Annotated in this window: 13 protein-coding genes; 6 read left to right on the top strand and 7 right to left on the bottom strand. The window is 31.5% G+C overall.

The features are described from left to right. Positions 1-6 precede the first annotated feature (6 nt). Positions 7-1,770, bottom strand: coding sequence for an ABC transporter ATP-binding protein (locus G581_RS10510; protein ID WP_038064949.1), 1,764 nt, complete (start codon positions 1,768-1,770; stop codon positions 7-9). Between the two features lie 5 nt (positions 1,771-1,775). Further along, on the bottom strand, positions 1,776-2,492 hold the full coding sequence (locus G581_RS0103915; protein WP_028844701.1) for a tetratricopeptide repeat protein: 717 nt from the start codon (positions 2,490-2,492) through the stop codon (positions 1,776-1,778). 20 nt (positions 2,493-2,512) lie between these two features. Between G581_RS0103915 and G581_RS0103910 the strand changes: the two genes are divergently transcribed. The 4 genes from G581_RS0103910 to G581_RS0103895 all read left to right on the top strand — a co-directional run bounded on the left by G581_RS0103910 (position 2,513) and on the right by G581_RS0103895 (position 6,449). Further along, positions 2,513-3,307: an NTP transferase domain-containing protein gene (locus G581_RS0103910; RefSeq protein WP_028844700.1), complete on the top strand. Its 795-nt coding sequence runs from the start codon at positions 2,513-2,515 to the stop codon at positions 3,305-3,307. After that, positions 3,304-4,347 carry a phospholipase D-like domain-containing protein gene (locus G581_RS0103905; protein ID WP_028844699.1) on the top strand — a complete coding sequence of 348 codons (1,044 nt, stop codon included), beginning with the start codon at positions 3,304-3,306 and terminating at the stop codon, positions 4,345-4,347. The genes G581_RS0103910 and G581_RS0103905 overlap by 4 nt, the downstream gene beginning before the upstream one ends. Then, positions 4,340-5,209, top strand: coding sequence for a metallophosphoesterase family protein (locus tag G581_RS0103900; RefSeq protein WP_028844698.1), 870 nt, complete (start codon positions 4,340-4,342; stop codon positions 5,207-5,209). Before G581_RS0103905 ends, G581_RS0103900 begins: the two co-directional genes overlap by 8 nt. A 142-nt stretch (positions 5,210-5,351) precedes the next feature. Further along, the gene (locus G581_RS0103895) at positions 5,352-6,449 is read left to right on the top strand and encodes a serine/threonine-protein kinase (RefSeq protein WP_028844697.1); all 1,098 of its coding nucleotides are present in this window, start codon (positions 5,352-5,354) and stop codon (positions 6,447-6,449) included. Positions 6,450-6,559: 110 nt separating this feature from the next. On the opposite strand, the gene G581_RS0103890 is transcribed toward G581_RS0103895, so the two are convergent. The 4 genes from G581_RS0103890 to G581_RS10505 all read right to left on the bottom strand — a co-directional run bounded on the left by G581_RS0103890 (position 6,560) and on the right by G581_RS10505 (position 10,807). Then, on the bottom strand, positions 6,560-7,465 hold the full coding sequence (locus G581_RS0103890; RefSeq protein WP_028844696.1) for an N-acetylneuraminate synthase family protein: 906 nt from the start codon (positions 7,463-7,465) through the stop codon (positions 6,560-6,562). 2 nt (positions 7,466-7,467) lie between these two features. Continuing rightward, positions 7,468-8,646 (bottom strand): acylneuraminate cytidylyltransferase, encoded by a 1,179-nt coding sequence (locus G581_RS0103885; protein ID WP_239639026.1) that lies wholly within the window; start codon positions 8,644-8,646, stop codon positions 7,468-7,470. A gap of 62 nt (positions 8,647-8,708) precedes the next feature. Further along, complete coding sequence (locus tag G581_RS0103880) at positions 8,709-10,091, bottom strand: surface carbohydrate biosynthesis protein (protein WP_028844694.1); 1,383 nt, start codon at positions 10,089-10,091, stop codon at positions 8,709-8,711. A 203-nt stretch (positions 10,092-10,294) separates the two neighbouring features. Then, positions 10,295-10,807, bottom strand: a complete 513-nt coding sequence (locus G581_RS10505; RefSeq protein WP_051178795.1) for a flavin reductase family protein — start codon at positions 10,805-10,807, stop codon at positions 10,295-10,297. Positions 10,808-10,895: 88 nt separating this feature from the next. Between G581_RS10505 and ftsH the strand changes: the two genes are divergently transcribed. Then, on the top strand, positions 10,896-12,707 hold the full coding sequence (ftsH, locus tag G581_RS0103870; RefSeq protein ID WP_028844693.1) for an ATP-dependent zinc metalloprotease FtsH: 1,812 nt from the start codon (positions 10,896-10,898) through the stop codon (positions 12,705-12,707). A gap of 50 nt (positions 12,708-12,757) precedes the next feature. Then, a complete protein-coding gene (gene folP / locus G581_RS0103865; RefSeq protein WP_239639025.1) occupies positions 12,758-13,546 on the top strand; it encodes a dihydropteroate synthase in 789 nt (262 codons plus the stop codon). Positions 13,547-13,552: 6 nt separating this feature from the next. On the opposite strand, the gene argS is transcribed toward folP, so the two are convergent. Next, positions 13,553-15,169 carry an arginine--tRNA ligase gene (gene argS, locus G581_RS0103860; protein WP_028844691.1) on the bottom strand — a complete coding sequence of 539 codons (1,617 nt, stop codon included), beginning with the start codon at positions 15,167-15,169 and terminating at the stop codon, positions 13,553-13,555. Positions 15,170-15,209: the final 40 nt, after the last annotated feature.

The following is a 15,209-nucleotide window of genomic DNA, read 5'->3' as shown; positions in this document are numbered from 1 at the left end:
CCCAACTTATAAGATATGAGTATATTCTTTATCTTCAACGTCAGAGGCAAATTCTAATTCATAAAGTTTTTTATAAAGGTCGCATCTATTTATTAATTCGTCATGTGTTCCCTGATCAACAATTTCACCGTTGTCAAGCACGATAATCTTATCTGCATTCAATATTGTTGTTAATCTGTGCGCTATTATAATGGCAGTCCTGCCCTTGAGGAGGTTCTCTATTGCCTTTCTTACTAAGAATTCTGATTCTGTATCAAGAGCAGACGTTGCTTCATCTAAGATGAGTAATTCCGGATTTTTTAACAGTGCTCTTGCTATTATAATACGCTGTTTTTGTCCTTCTGATAAAGCATTTCCACGCTCTCTTACAATAGTATCATAGCCATCGGGTAGATTTTCTATGAAGGTGTCAGCATATGCTATAGATGCTACTTCACGCAGTTTATTATCATCAACTTCTTCTGTTCCATACAAAATATTTTCCCTTATTGATGTATTAAAAAGTGTGCTGCCCTGAGTAACAATACTTATATATTTTCTGAGACTTTTCAATGTAAATTCAGAGATATCTCTTCCATTAATCAGAATGTTACCCTTTGTTGGTCTATAAAACTGTGTAATTAATTTAACAATTGTGCTTTTCCCAGCACCGGATGGTCCTACAATAGCTACCTTTTGTCCTCTTTTTACAGTGAAATTGATATTTTTTAATGCTGGCTCAGTTGATCCAGGATAAGTAAAATACACATTTTTGAAAATTAGTTCCTGAAAAGGCTCTTTTAATTCTATTTTTCCAGTCTCCTCTTCCTTAATATCAGGAGAATCAAGAAGAGAAAAAACTCTTTCAGCTCCAACAATAGCTTCCTGTATTCTGATATTTGCATCACCTACTTTTCCAAGAGGTCTGAATATCAAAATTAATGCGGTAAGAAAAGAAAACAACCCGCCAGGAGTCATTTCTCCTTTTATAACAAGTGAACCTCCAAATAGCAGCACAATGCCCATTCCAATCCCAAGGCATATTTGTATAATGGGTGCATTCATCATGTTATATATTTCTCTTTTTAAAGTAATTTTTTCCAACCATCTATTTTCTCTGTCAAATTTCTCAATCTCTTTGTTTTCTGTAGCAGCCGATTTTACTACCATCATTGAATTAAATATTTCCTGCAATATTGAAGATAAATCCGCGACTTTTGATTGTCTTTTGTGCGAAAATTTTCTTAACTTTTTATTTACATAGTAGTTTGTATAAACAACTAATGGTAAAACGATTAAAAAACAGAGTGTCAAGATAAAACTCTGATAAAAAGCTACGCCTATCAATACCAATGTAGTAATTACTCTTTGTGCTAATGTATTTATTATTGGGATGCCTCTTCTTATAAGCTCTACATCGTTAACTATACGAGACATTAGGTAACCAACTCGGGATTGGTCGAAAAATTCAAGGGGTAATCTGATAATCTTTTGATAGAGAAGACTTCTTAACTGGCCTAAAACTTTTATAGCACAGAATGTCATCTGATAGTTTTGATAAATAAAAAAAACTCCTCTTATTAAAAAAATCAGAATAACAGCAATTGGTAATGTATACAAATATTGGCTTTCTTTATTAACAAATATGTAATTCATTATTGGTTTAATAACATATGCAAGCGCACCGGTAGTGGCTGAAACTCCAATTGTTGCTAGAAAAGCTGTAATTAATCTGGATTTATAAGGTTTGAGAAGTTCAAATAACCTTTTTAATACTTTTAATTTATTCATTTTTTTTAAATCAGCTTATTAATTCTGCGCTTTGTTTTTTCAACGTATTTTTTATCTTTACCATTTTTTATTTCAAGTTTTAATATTCTGTTATATATGCTTTTAGCTTTATCCATCTCATTTATCTTTTCATATGTTTTGGCTAATTCGTAGAGGTATTGAATATTATTTGCATCTAATTCAACAGCTCTTTGAAAATATTTGATTGCCTTTTCAAAGGAAGAGTCATTAACAATATCGCTTAAAAATTGTCTGGCTAATGTTCGTTGTACACCATCAAGTTCTGCAGACTCTCTATTTATCATGCCCAAAATAAATAATGCCATAGAATTGTTTTTATTTATCTGTAAAGCTTTATCCGCTGCGGTTTTAGCCTCTCTGGTTAAAGAAATTTTTTTATAAAAAGAAGCATTTTTTATTATGGAACCTAAACTATAAGCCAGATAAGCATATCCTGTGTCATCATCCGGATATTGTTTTGTGAAAGACTTTGCAAGTTCTGATGCTTTTTTAAAGTATTCTACCCTTTCACTGTTATCTCCGTCTAGAGCATCAGCTTTGTTTATATAATAGTTTATATTGTATATTAACTCCTGTTTAGTCATGCTTTGAGATGAGGAAGCAATATTTGCAGAAAAAAAGATTAACATTAAAAAAATAAAGATATTAAAAAGTTTAAACTTCTTTTTTTCTCCATTTCTTATTTCTTGATTTTTATTCATGTTTAATTATAACTTATTTTATGTACCGGGCAATAATTTTAGCTGGAGAGAGAGCTGAAAGTCAGCAACAGAATGAATTACTAAAATATGCCAATGCTGAAGCCAAGTCTCTTATAAAAATAAAAGACAGGCCCATGATTGTATATATTCTTAATGCACTTATGCAAAGCAATCTAATAGAGCATATCTATGTTATCGGTAATCCGTTGTTATTGGAAAAGTCAAGCGAATTGCAGGAACTCTTGCGTTTAAATAAAATTGAATTTAAACCGCAGAAGACCAGCCCTGTTGAAAGCATTTTGTCCATTTTTGAGGAAGTAGAGGAAGTAAAGGATAATAGTAAAATATTTATAACAACTTCTGATAATGTACTTATAAAAAAAGAGTGGATAGACTATTTCCTCAAAATGGCTTCAGGATCAGGAAAAGATATATTGATTGGTGTTAACAATTACAAAAATGTTAAAGCAAAGTATCCTGAATCAAAAAGGACTGTTTTAAAATTGAATGATATTTCTCTTTGCTTTTGTAATCTTTTTGCTATTATGAATTCTAACTGTAAAGAAGTGATAGTGCTTTGGAAGAAAGTAGAACGTGTAAGAAAAAATCCTTTTAAAATGGCAATGATGCTCATGCCTCTGTATGGTCTTATCCTTTTTGCTCTCGGACTGCTTACCTCCGATAACGCTCTTAACATAATGTCAAAAAAGCTAAAGATAAATATAGGACTTATTATCATGCCATTTCCTGAAGCATGTATTGATGTGGATAAAATTGAAGACCTTATACTGGTAAATAAGATACTCAGTACATGAAAATATACTTTGGCGGTCCTGATAAACCTCCGTATCATCTAAGAAATCTTCTGGCAGAAAAAGTGTCTTCAATCAACCCAGGTGGTGAGATTTTCTGGATTACTTACTATTTCAGAGATTTGTATCTGGCTGAAAAGTTAATTGAAGCTGCTGACAGAGGAGTAAAGGTTTCTGTTGTTTTAGAAGCAAAACCAAGAGTTGAATTCGCAAATGATGAGGTATGCAACTTTCTTAAAAACAGTAATAAAATATACATTCATTATATAACGCATCGAAAATCTCATAAAAAAATTACAAGAAAGCTGCCAAAAATTCATGAAAAAATTTATTATTTTAAAAACGATAATAAGTGTTTTACATATATAGGCACTTTTAATCCATCCGGGAGACAAAATGATGATCCCCATGTAATTGAACTCATAGGAGATCAAGATAGAGGGCATAATTATCTTGTTGAACTCGACATGGAAAATGATATTAATGAATTTTTGTACAGGCACTTTCAGTACATGAAAACTGTCAGGCATGGTTGGTATGAGTTAATTAAAAGATTTCCTGCGAAAATAATCACCAGAAAAATGGATATATATTTTTTCCCATGGGCAGGGAAAAAAACTTTGTTAAACTTCTTAAATAGAGCTGAAAAAAATGACAACATCTATATCGCAATTTCACATTTTACAGCAAAAATAATTGCTGATGCTTTGTATAAGCTTGCTAAAAAAGGAGTCAATATTCAGATAATTTCCCATGATACTGAAAGACGGTTTCCTGAAAAAATAGAATCTTTATTAAATAAATACTCCATTGATTACAAAAGATATATCCATCCGAAAAAGTATCCTATGCACAATAAATTTATAATCTTAGAAAAACAACAAGAAAAATCTGTATGTCTGGGAAGTCTAAATTTAACAAAGAGGTCCTTATATGAAAATCACGAAATATTAGCAATTATAAGAGATGAGAATGTTGTAGATATATTTAAAAAAAGATGGCATGAGATGCATTCAGAGATAGTATCAAATAGTTATGCATAATATAACAAAGATAGGACATCTCACAGATATTCACTATAGTTATCCGGAAAATATAACAATAAAACAGTTAATGTCCAAGAGATTGTATGGTTATATTTTCTGGAAGTTATCAAAAGGTAAACGATTTGATTTTTCAATGTTAAAAGAGATTAAAGAAGATATCAAAAAAGAACAACTTGATCACATTGTAGTTACTGGTGATTTAACCCAATTATGCCTGCCAGAGGAGTTTTATAAGGTTAAAACTTTTCTGCAGTCACTTCATTCACAAGAAAATATCTCGATAATTCCTGGTAATCATGATTTTTATGTCTCAGAGGGTAAAAAACATTTTTATAAAGAGTTTCAGTTACAATATCCTTTTGTAAAAATCATTAATAATTGTGCTTTAATCGGTGTAAATTCAGCTGTTGTTACTCCTCCTGTTGTTTCGTACGGTTATTTGACACAATCACAGATAAAAAAATTGCAAGAGATAACTGAAAGATTGGATAACAGATATTTCAATATTCTGTTAATTCATCATCCTCCAATAAATGGCATAACTTTCTGGAACAAAGCACTTATCAATACAAAGGAGATCATAAAAATTCTAAAGACAGGTATAATAAACTTAGTTTTATATGGACATATTCATCGCTTCAGTATAAGATACTTTTCCTCAATAAATGGTAAGATTCCTGTAATTAGCGCTTCTCCATTAGCCTATGCTCTAAGAAAACATAATCAAATCGGTGGCTATAATATTTATGAAATAAATAGAGCCAATAATAAATGGCGATTAATAATTAAAAGAAAAACATATAATTTCCAGACTAAATCCTTTGATGTAGAAACTTTTGATTTTTTTATTTTTTCTTAGATCCGCTTTTAACAACTTTTATAACAGACATGGAATATAAGTTTTTATATAATTTTTCAAATGGATTATCTTTTTGGAAATTGAGATTTTGATATAAGGTATTAAATTGCTAAAATAGTATTTAGCGAATAAGTAAATTTATATGCAAAAATTAAACGATAAACAATCAATTATTCTTGAAAAATCAAAAATTAGTTTGAAATATAGATTATATAAGCCTTCTGTTTTAGTGAAGCTATTTAAAGGACCGTATAAAATTTCTTCGTCAGGCTGGATATGGTGGATTAAAACTCCTGACATAATTCCTATTCTTTTAACTATTGATAGATTTCTGGACAATAAAGAATCTAAAAATGTAATAGTTTTAAAAAGCGGTCATCCATTAAAAAGGCGTTTTTATCGCATTATCAATCTCGATAGATCTTCTATAGATTATTTTGCAAAGCACAGTTTTAATATTCCATTAAGAAAAAGAATTGGAGCTTTTCTTGGATTACGAGGTTCAATGGTTGGTCGTAATCATCTGACTGCTGAATGTATAAACACTGAAGTAATTTCTAAGAATACTCCACATGGAGTACCTGTTCTTGCATTTGGTGAATATATAAAACTCGGATTGCCAGCTCAGCAAATTTTAATTCAACCATTCCTTGGTGATTATAAAAATTTTTATGAATATTGGGATGGTAATCTTTCCTTTGAAGAAAGAGTACAATTGATGAGCAAGTTAATTGATTTACTAACTACATTGCACAGATTAAGCATTTGTCATAGAGATTTACATTTAAAAAATATTATGGTACCAAATGATAAAGAACTTCCCTTAAAGCTGATCGATTGCGTATCTGTAATTTTATCTGTACAGCCAGCAATTGCAACTGCAGTTGATCTTGGAACTTTACTATATGAGTTAAATGGGAAAAGAGATACACTTAAAGAAGATTTAGAAAACGCAGCGCAGAGTTTATTAAAAAAAATCGTAAAGAATGACCCTTGTTTTTTAAAAGCTTCTAAGATTCTATCGCTTTTATTACGCTACAGTTTCTATGATAAGAAGCCTACAAAGCGTCTATTGTTCTTTGATGCTAAAATAAAAATTAATCACCTGGAGCAACTGCTTAAGATGAATAATATAAACAATCCTAAATGGCTTGCCTATGGTAAGCGTCATGAATGTGAATTAATCAATGCATTAAATACTGCTATAAAAAATATGCAGAATACTGAATTATTGTATTAGTTTTGTCTTTTTAATAAACATGGAAAATATTAGATAAACTCATTGATGCTCTTGTGTTTAATTTTACGTTTCCAATCGTAGCCTTAATAAATGATTATAAAGAAGATTCGTTATATATTTAGCTTATTCCTGTCCCATCTTAACTTTTTCGCCTGCTTTTTTTCTGCTTCAATAAAATCAACATCTTTAAATTTAAGTGCTTTATAGGTTGCGATAAGATCACGTTTAAGCCTTCTTAGACCATCTGGCTCTAAAGAAGCTGCATGATCTGTTCCTTTCCATGTTCTATCTAATGTAAAATGTCTTTCAATCCACTTAGCACCTAATGTATAAGCTGCAATATCTATTGCTATACCTTTATGATGTCCTGAAAAACCTATAGATTTTACTTTATCTCCGTAATGTTTTTTTAACCTTGCAATTTCTAACAAACAAATATCCTCAAAAGCAATGGGATATCCTGAAATGCAATGATAAAGTACTATATTGTGGTTCATTTTATATTTTTCATAGAATTCTATAATTTGCTCTATTTCTGTTTTTTTTGTCATACCTGTTGAGATATGAATCTCTCCCGAAAAATTATTGCAAATATATTCATGCATTGTCCAATTTGTAGACATTGCTGAGGGAATTTTTAAAATCTCTGGCTTGATAGAAATAATTTCTTTCAACGAAGTCATGTCCCAGACAGAAGAGGAATAGATTATACCAAATTCTTCTTCTGCATATCTTTTAAGTTCTTTATGTTGTTCAACTGAAAATTCTAAAAATTCCCTGTGTTCTCCATAAGTTTGACCATAAGACTGCCAGGGTTCTGGATGTGGTGCATTGTATTCTTCCTCTGTTAATAGTTCTTTTGGCGTTCTTTTTTGAAATTTTACAACGTCAGCATCGCAAAATATTTTTGCAATTTTGATCATTTCTTTAGCTATGTCAAAATCGCCTTTATGGTTACATCCGATTTCAGCAATAATTTTTGGTTCTTCATAATTTGTGTTGATTTCGTATTTCATTTTTATTCTCCTCTTTGGTTATATTTTATTATAAAATCAACTGCTTCTCTGATAGCTTCTTTTCCTCCTTTTGCTTCAAGGACTAAATCCACCACCTGTTTTACTTCTTTCATTGCATCAGATGGACAAAAAGACCAGCCTGCTGACAATAAATTTGCTAGATCATTAATATCATCTCCTATATAAGCTGTTTCAGATTTTTTAATATTTTTATCTGTCAAAATCTCTTCAACCTTGGCATATTTATCTTTAATGCCTGGGTAATAGTTTTCAATTTTCAATTTTTTCATTCTACTGGAAACTATCTCTGAGTTTTCAGATGTTATAACAAATATTTCCACATCAGACGACTCTCTTAATATTTCCAAACCCATACCGTCTCGTATGTTAAATTCCTTTGATAATTCTCCCGCGGCACCGAAAAACACTGTTCCAGGAGTAAAAACTCCATCTAAATCTAAAAAAATAGCTTTTATTCTGTCTGATAATTTTTTATTCATTCTTAAACGATTTTCTAATAACTTCTCAACTATGATCCAGTCTCTTTTTTCATCAAGTTCTGTAAATGTGTCTTCTGGCATTTTTATAATTCCAATATTACCTCCTATTCTAATACCTGTTTTTTCAAATTGTTCTTTAGTAGTGGCATATATAGCTCCATTTTCTACCAGAAGTCCTTCAAATTCCTGTCTTCGGGGTCTATTGTTATAATCATAGTTTAAAGGATAACCATCTTTGCTCCAGATAAATCTTTTAAATTCAACAACTGTTAAGGCAGAATCTAAATTATCATTGAGTATTTTATGTAGAACTTTATTGATGTCTTCAGTCGTAGTAAGAGGTGATGTTGCCTGCAAAAGGCAGAGAATATCATAATTGTTATTTATCTTTTGAGCATACTCTTTTAATGCTAATTCTGTACTTGCTTCATCTGTGGCACTTTCAGCGCTTCGTTCAATAACCCTACATTTTTGGTTATATTTATATTCATTTTTCACATATTCTATAATATTTTTATCATCAGTAAAAATGTAGACTTCATCAAGTTTGCTTTTCAAAGCTTCCCATAATACCCATGCAAACAGTGGCCTTCCTAACAATTTTTTTCTGTTTTTATTTTTAATGGATTTTGAACCCTTTCTTAAAGGTATAACTCCTACTTTTTTTATGACTATCTCCAATTTATTTTTTTACTATATTCTTGAATTATATCATGAGTTTATTTATAAATGCTTCAGGCACATTAAGTATTGTCAATTTTTTTGACTAAAAAACAGCTTGATGCCAATTGTATTATTTTGATTTTAAACTTAAATCCAAAATATTGATCTATACAATTTAAATAATGCTTGACCTCTCTTTTATTTGTTGGAGGAAACTCATCGATTAATCGAGGATTTTTTAAGTTAAGAGTTACAAATTTATTTATAAAATATAAAAATTTAAAGAAAATATTAATAGTTAAATCAAAATAGCTTTTTTTAAAAATAGGAGTTTGTTCATAAAAAAAATTTTTATTAAATTCATCTAATATAATTTCTGAAGATAATTTTTTCCCACGATAGACATGATAATTAATAATTTGTTTTTTTATTTCAATGTCTTTAATATCTTCATGATATGTATTAGATCGCATTTTATCTATGGTCTCTTTTAATGTGTTAACATTGTTTACCACAACGCTTACTGAATTAGGAAGTTCTAAGTCAAATTCATCAGAGCTTACTGGTTTATATGCAATAACATTTTTATCCAGTAAATATGCTTCTAACCCTGTTGTGCTGCTATTATGAATAACAATATCCGCGCAATAAATCCATGGAAAGACATCATATTCTTTTGTTATTTTTACATTTTGAAAGTTTTTAAATGTTTTCTTCCATGTGCTAACTCTTTCGTTTGGATGTGGTCTTATAACTAAATTTAACGAATGATCTTCTGCTACTGTAAGTAACGCTTCTTTAATTAAATCGTATAATTTTTTTTGATATAGATAAAAATTGAACCAATATTGAAGCATTTCTTCAGATATGTTAGTTTTCATTTTTTTTAATCGTTTTATTTGTGACTCTATTGGTCTTATGCCATTTGCGAGGGCAAAAAACGAGTTGAAAAGAATAAACTTATTGTATTTTCTTTTTATTAACTCAATTTCTTTTGTATATGTATATTCTCCGATCCTGCTTAGAAGATCGATACGTGGATTTCCAGCTAATATAACTTTCTCTTCATCTTTTGGTCCTAAAAAATCTTTTAAGATTTTTACATGTCTTTGTCCCCAGGCAAAAATCTTATTCATATATTTTAAACTCTCGTAGTCAACTCTTCTGTTTATGTATTCATTATCATCATGAAATACTAAACCCTCATCATCTAAAGCATAAAATTTTATATTTCTATCATGAAATTTCTGGAAATATTCACTTTTTTTCCCAAAAAAATCCTTTTCCAGATATATTCCATCAGGTCCGTCTAATGCTATTTTTTTGACTGAAGTCCTTTTTCCTATAACAAAACTGTAGCCGTACTGTAAAGATAAATATCCTAAAAGTAACTTTGATATGAAAGCACGTTTTTTGATTTGCACTGGTAAATATAATATTTTAAATATTTTATCTGTAGCCATAATCTCTTAATTATTAATGCTTGATATACAACAATAATTTATATAGTATCATCTTTTATATAAATTTGACAGATACAGGAAATAGTGTATCATTTATTGCCAATCTATTACAGTCTATAAAAATAAAAAAGATAAATTTGTATATTATTATTGAATTTATTGATTCAATGCAAGTATTCAAAATTTCTCCTTATAAAAATTATTTAATCTCCAAAATAAACAATTTTTCTTCCTCCAAGATGCATTGGAATACTGTTTGGAAGCCATACTCCTTTTGAGAAATATCTTTCATCAGCCGATGATACAATTACATCAGCCAGGAAAGCATAGCACTCTCCAGCATCTATAACCTGAGTTAGCTTGCATTCAATAAATCCTGCGCAACCCTCTATTAAAGGTGCAGAGATTTTAGTTGCTTTAAGCTTTTTAAGTTTTGCTTCCTTGAACTTATCAATTTCTCTGCCTGACTTTGTTCCGCATATCCATATAGCTTTAATCAAATCTTTTGTGGGAATATTAATGGCGAATTCGCCGGTTTCAAGAATTAACTCTGCGGTATAGTGTTCTTTTGAAACTGCCACAATTACTTTAGGAGGCTCTTCAGATACCGGAGTGGACCATGCACATGACATGACATTGTCTCTTCCATCCCTTCCTGCTGATGTAAGGAAAAAGACAATTTTTGGATGCAAAAGCCTGTAAAAACTTTGTTTCATTGCTAACTCCTTTTTGTTACTTGTTTAATTTTACTATATTTAGCCCTGTTTTTTTACTTTTATAGTTCTTTTAAGGTAAAATTAATTTATGAATGGACAGGCAAAGGGTTCTTTAAAAACATTTTTAATATGGTTAGTAATTGGTGTATCAATAATTGCTCTTTTTAATATTTTAAGTGTTCCTAAAAAAAATGAAAAGGAGATAATATTTTCTGAATTTCTCATTAAAGTTCAGAGTGAACAGGTAGATGAAGTATTAATAAAGGACAATGCAATAACAGGTAAACTTAAGGATGGTTCAGAGTTTAAAACTTATTACATAAACTATCCAGAGCTTGTAAAAGAGCTTTCTTCTCATGGCGTTAAAATTTCTGTAAAACCGCCTGATCAGACACCATGGTATATTAATTTTCTTATATCATGGGGTCCTGTAATTTTCCTGGTATTTCTGTGGGTTTTATTCATGAAACAGATGCAGGCTGGAAGTAGCCGTGCCATGTCATTTGGTAAGGCAAGAGCAAAGATGATTTCAAATAAAACAGTAAAAGTAACATTTTCAGATGTTGCAGGTATTGAGGAAGTAAAGGAAGAGGTTAAGGAAATTGTTGATTTTCTTACAAATCCACAAAAATATATAAAACTTGGAGCAAAAATTCCTAAAGGTATTCTTCTTGTTGGTTCTCCGGGTACAGGTAAAACGCTTCTTGCAAAAGCAATTGCAGGTGAAGCAGGAGTGCCTTTTTTTTCAATATCTGGTTCAGATTTTGTTGAAATGTTTGTTGGTGTTGGAGCAAGCAGAGTTCGTGACCTTTTTGATCAAGCAAAGAAAAACTCTCCATGTATTGTATTTATTGATGAAATAGACGCTGTTGGAAGACAGCGCGGAGCAGGAGTTGGTGGAGGCCATGATGAAAGGGAACAGACTCTTAATCAACTTCTTGTTGAGATGGATGGATTTGAGAGCAATGAAGGAATTATTGTACTTGCAGCAACTAACAGACCTGATGTTTTAGATCCTGCCTTATTGAGACCTGGAAGGTTTGATCGCCAGATTGTTGTTCCTCTGCCAGATGTAAAGGGCAGGGTTGAAATACTCAAAGTTCATACAAAAAAGATTCTTCTTGACAGCGATGTTGATCTTGAAAAAATTGCAAGAGGAACGCCGGGATTTTCAGGAGCAGATCTGGCAAATCTGGTAAATGAAGCAGCTTTGATAGCTGCTAGAAGAAACAGTGATACTGTTCATATGGCGGATTTTGAATCAGCAAAGGATAAAGTTTTGATGGGCGTTGAAAGGAAAAGCATGGTTTTAAGTGATGAAGAAAGAAGAATTACAGCTTATCATGAAGCCGGACATGCTCTTGTAGCAAAACTTACACCCTCTACTGATCCAATACATAAAGTAAGTATAATTCCAAGAGGACGAGCTCTTGGAGTAACTCAGCAACTTCCCCTTGATGACCGTTATACATATTCAAAAGATTATCTCTATGGTACGCTAAAGGTTCTTCTTGGAGGAAGAGTTGCAGAGGAGATTGCCTTAAATACAATGACAACAGGAGCTGGTAATGACCTTGAAAGAGCTACAGAACTAGCAAGAAAAATGGTTACTGAATGGGGAATGAGTGATAGAATGGGGCCTCTTACATTTGGTAAAAGGGAAGAACATGTATTTCTTGGAAGAGAAATTGCAAAACATAGAGACTACTCTGACAAAACAGCAGAAGAGATTGATGAAGAAACTAAGAGAATTGTGACTGAAGCTTATAGTCAGACAAGAGAACTACTTTCAAATAATGAACTCATTCTTGATGCAATTGCAAAAGCTTTACTTGAAAGAGAAACCCTTGAAGCTCCAGAAATAGACGAGATTATTTCAGAGTTCAAAAAAGCTGCATGAAGCTTAGTTTTCATAATTTCGAATTAGATTTCTCAAAAAAAACTTATATAATGGGCATTGTCAATGTAACTCCTGATTCTTTCTCCGATGGTGGTAAATATTTTAGTTTGCAGAAAGCTGTTGACCATGCACTTCGTCTAGTTGAGGAAGGTGCTGATATCATTGATATCGGAGGAGAGTCAACCCGTCCAGGTGCAGAACCAGTAAGTATTGATGAAGAATTAAACAGGGTTATTCCTGTAATTGAAAGCATCTGTAAGAAAGTTTCTATTCCTATTTCCATTGATACTTACAAAGCCATTGTTGCAGAAGAGGCAATTAAAGCTGGTGCAACAATTATCAATGATATAAGTGGCCTTAGATTTGATTCAGCAATGCCTGAAATTGTCAACAGATACAAGGTTCCAGTTATTATTATGCACATAAATGGAACTCCTCGAAATATGCAACAAAAACCTTGCTATGAAGCTCTTATACCGGAAATTATTGAGTACTTGAGATATTCTATAATTATTGCAAAGCAGGCAGGTGTAGATGAAAACATGATAATTGTTGATCCAGGTATTGGATTTGGTAAGTTACCAGAGCACAATCTTGAGATAATAAAAAATCTCAGAGTATTTTCCAATTTAGGTAAGCCAATCCTTATTGGAGTATCAAAAAAGAGTTTTATTGGAAGAATTTTAAATGAAAGATCACCTGAAAAGAGAGTTGAAGGAACAGCTTCAGCTGTTGCAATATCAGTACTTAATGGAGCCAACATCGTAAGGGTTCATGATGTTGAATTTATGACAAAAGTTGTAAAAATGGCTGATGCTATTAAATTTGGTATAATTTAAACTTTTTTACATTTTCTCCGGAGCTTTCACTCCGAGCATTTTTAATCCATGTCTTAAGGCAAGCATCACAGCTCTACAAAGACAGAGTCTCGTTTCTGTTAAATTGCTGTCTTCAGATACGACTCTGTATTTGTGATAATAACTGTGAAACATAGCTGCGAGTTCCTGAAGATAAAATGTTATTCTATGGGGTTCTCTCATCTGTACGCTTAAGTCAAATATCATTGGATACATGAGTACTTTTTTTATAATTTTAATCTCATTTTCATTGAAAAGTTCTCCTGAAAATTTTTCAGGGTTGATATCAGCTTTTTCAAAAATACTGTTGATTCTTGCATGAGCATACTGAACATAATAAACAGGATTTTCCTGTGATTGTCTCTTGGCAATCTCAATATCAAACTCAAGTTGAGAGTCATGTCTGCGAGTAAGAAAGATAAATTTTGTAGTATCAGCACCTATTTCATCAATAAGTTCTCTCAGAGTAACAAAAGTTCCAGCCCTTTTTGACATCTGAACGGGCTTTCCCTCTCTGAGAAGATTTACCATCTGAACAAGGAGTATTTTAATCTGAGATGGGCTCATGCCAAGTGCCTGAACAGCGGCTTTTACTCTTTGAATGTATCCATGATGGTCAGCTCCCCAGATATTTATGAGTTCGTCAAATCCTCTTTCAATTTTGTTTTTATGATATGCAATATCTGATGCAAAATAAGTATATGTTCCATCATTTTTTATGATAACCCTGTCTTTATCATCTCCAAAAGCTGTTGATTTAAACCATAAAGCTCCATCTTTTTCATAGATATATCCAAGTTCTTTGAGTTTGAGGATTGTTCTCTGAACTTCACCTGTGTGATAGAGCTTTCTTTCGCTTACCCATTTATCAAACACAACTCCGAAATCTTCAAGATCTTTCATAATGTCATTCAGAATTTTTTTATAAGAAAACTCAATTAAAAGGTCACCCGCTTCATCAAAACTTTTATCTTTTAAATCATTTTTATAAAGATCGTAAATTTCTTTTGCCAGTTCATTTATATATTCACCTTTATAGCATTCTTCGGGTAATTCCATCTCTTTCCCAAAGAGTTTTTGCAAAGCGACATAAACACTCAAACCGAGAAGTTCAACCTGTTTACCGGCATCATTGATATAGTATTCAGTTGAGACATTATATCCGGCTTCTCTGAGAATATTTGCCAGTGCAGCACCTAAAGCAGCACCTCTACCATGTCCAAGATGAAGAGGACCTGTGGGATTGGCACTTACGAACTCTATCTGAATTTTTCTACCCTTTCCTGTATTCTGAACAAAAAAAGCTTCTTCCTCTTTTAAACACTCTGATAGTTCTGAAAAAATATAGTTATTTTTGAATGTGAAATTTATAAATCCAGGACCTGCTATTTGAATATCTTCAAAAATATCTCTGTCAATGGTTGAGATTATATCTTCAGCAATTGTTCTCGGAGGTTTTTTTAAATGTCTTGAAATTTCCATTGCAATGGGTGTACTTAAATCACCAAAAGCTTCATTTTTGGGAATTTCAACCTCAATCTCAATCTGAGGATAATTAAGTTTTTTAAGTGCTTCAGATAGTTTATTTTTTAGAAAATAATGCATAGAAACATTAATATAGCTTAATTTTTTAGGAGATGTCAAA

The organism is Thermodesulfovibrio thiophilus DSM 17215 (assembly GCF_000423865.1).
In the GTDB taxonomy this organism is placed as follows: domain Bacteria; phylum Nitrospirota; class Thermodesulfovibrionia; order Thermodesulfovibrionales; family Thermodesulfovibrionaceae; genus Thermodesulfovibrio; species Thermodesulfovibrio thiophilus.
Note: the sequence above shows the minus strand (reverse complement) of the source record. Positions and strands in the feature narration are given on the sequence as shown.

What these genes read in the sequence shown, in the direction of transcription:
- G581_RS10510 (WP_038064949.1), bottom strand. Translation starts at nt 1,770, where the DNA reads ATGAATAAATTAAAAGTATTAAAAAGGTTATTTGAACTTCTCAAACCT.
- G581_RS0103915 (WP_028844701.1), bottom strand. Translation starts at nt 2,492, where the DNA reads ATGAATAAAAATCAAGAAATAAGAAATGGAGAAAAAAAGAAGTTTAAA.
- G581_RS0103910 (WP_028844700.1), top strand. Translation starts at nt 2,513, where the DNA reads ATGTACCGGGCAATAATTTTAGCTGGAGAGAGAGCTGAAAGTCAGCAA.
- G581_RS0103905 (WP_028844699.1), top strand. Translation starts at nt 3,304, where the DNA reads ATGAAAATATACTTTGGCGGTCCTGATAAACCTCCGTATCATCTAAGA.
- G581_RS0103900 (WP_028844698.1), top strand. Translation starts at nt 4,340, where the DNA reads ATGCATAATATAACAAAGATAGGACATCTCACAGATATTCACTATAGT.
- G581_RS0103895 (WP_028844697.1), top strand. Translation starts at nt 5,352, where the DNA reads ATGCAAAAATTAAACGATAAACAATCAATTATTCTTGAAAAATCAAAA.
- G581_RS0103890 (WP_028844696.1), bottom strand. Translation starts at nt 7,465, where the DNA reads ATGAAATACGAAATCAACACAAATTATGAAGAACCAAAAATTATTGCT.
- G581_RS0103880 (WP_028844694.1), bottom strand. Translation starts at nt 10,091, where the DNA reads ATGGCTACAGATAAAATATTTAAAATATTATATTTACCAGTGCAAATC.
- G581_RS10505 (WP_051178795.1), bottom strand. Translation starts at nt 10,807, where the DNA reads ATGAAACAAAGTTTTTACAGGCTTTTGCATCCAAAAATTGTCTTTTTC.
- ftsH (WP_028844693.1), top strand. Translation starts at nt 10,896, where the DNA reads ATGAATGGACAGGCAAAGGGTTCTTTAAAAACATTTTTAATATGGTTA.
- folP (WP_239639025.1), top strand. Translation starts at nt 12,758, where the DNA reads ATGGGCATTGTCAATGTAACTCCTGATTCTTTCTCCGATGGTGGTAAA.
- argS (WP_028844691.1), bottom strand. Translation starts at nt 15,169, where the DNA reads ATGCATTATTTTCTAAAAAATAAACTATCTGAAGCACTTAAAAAACTT.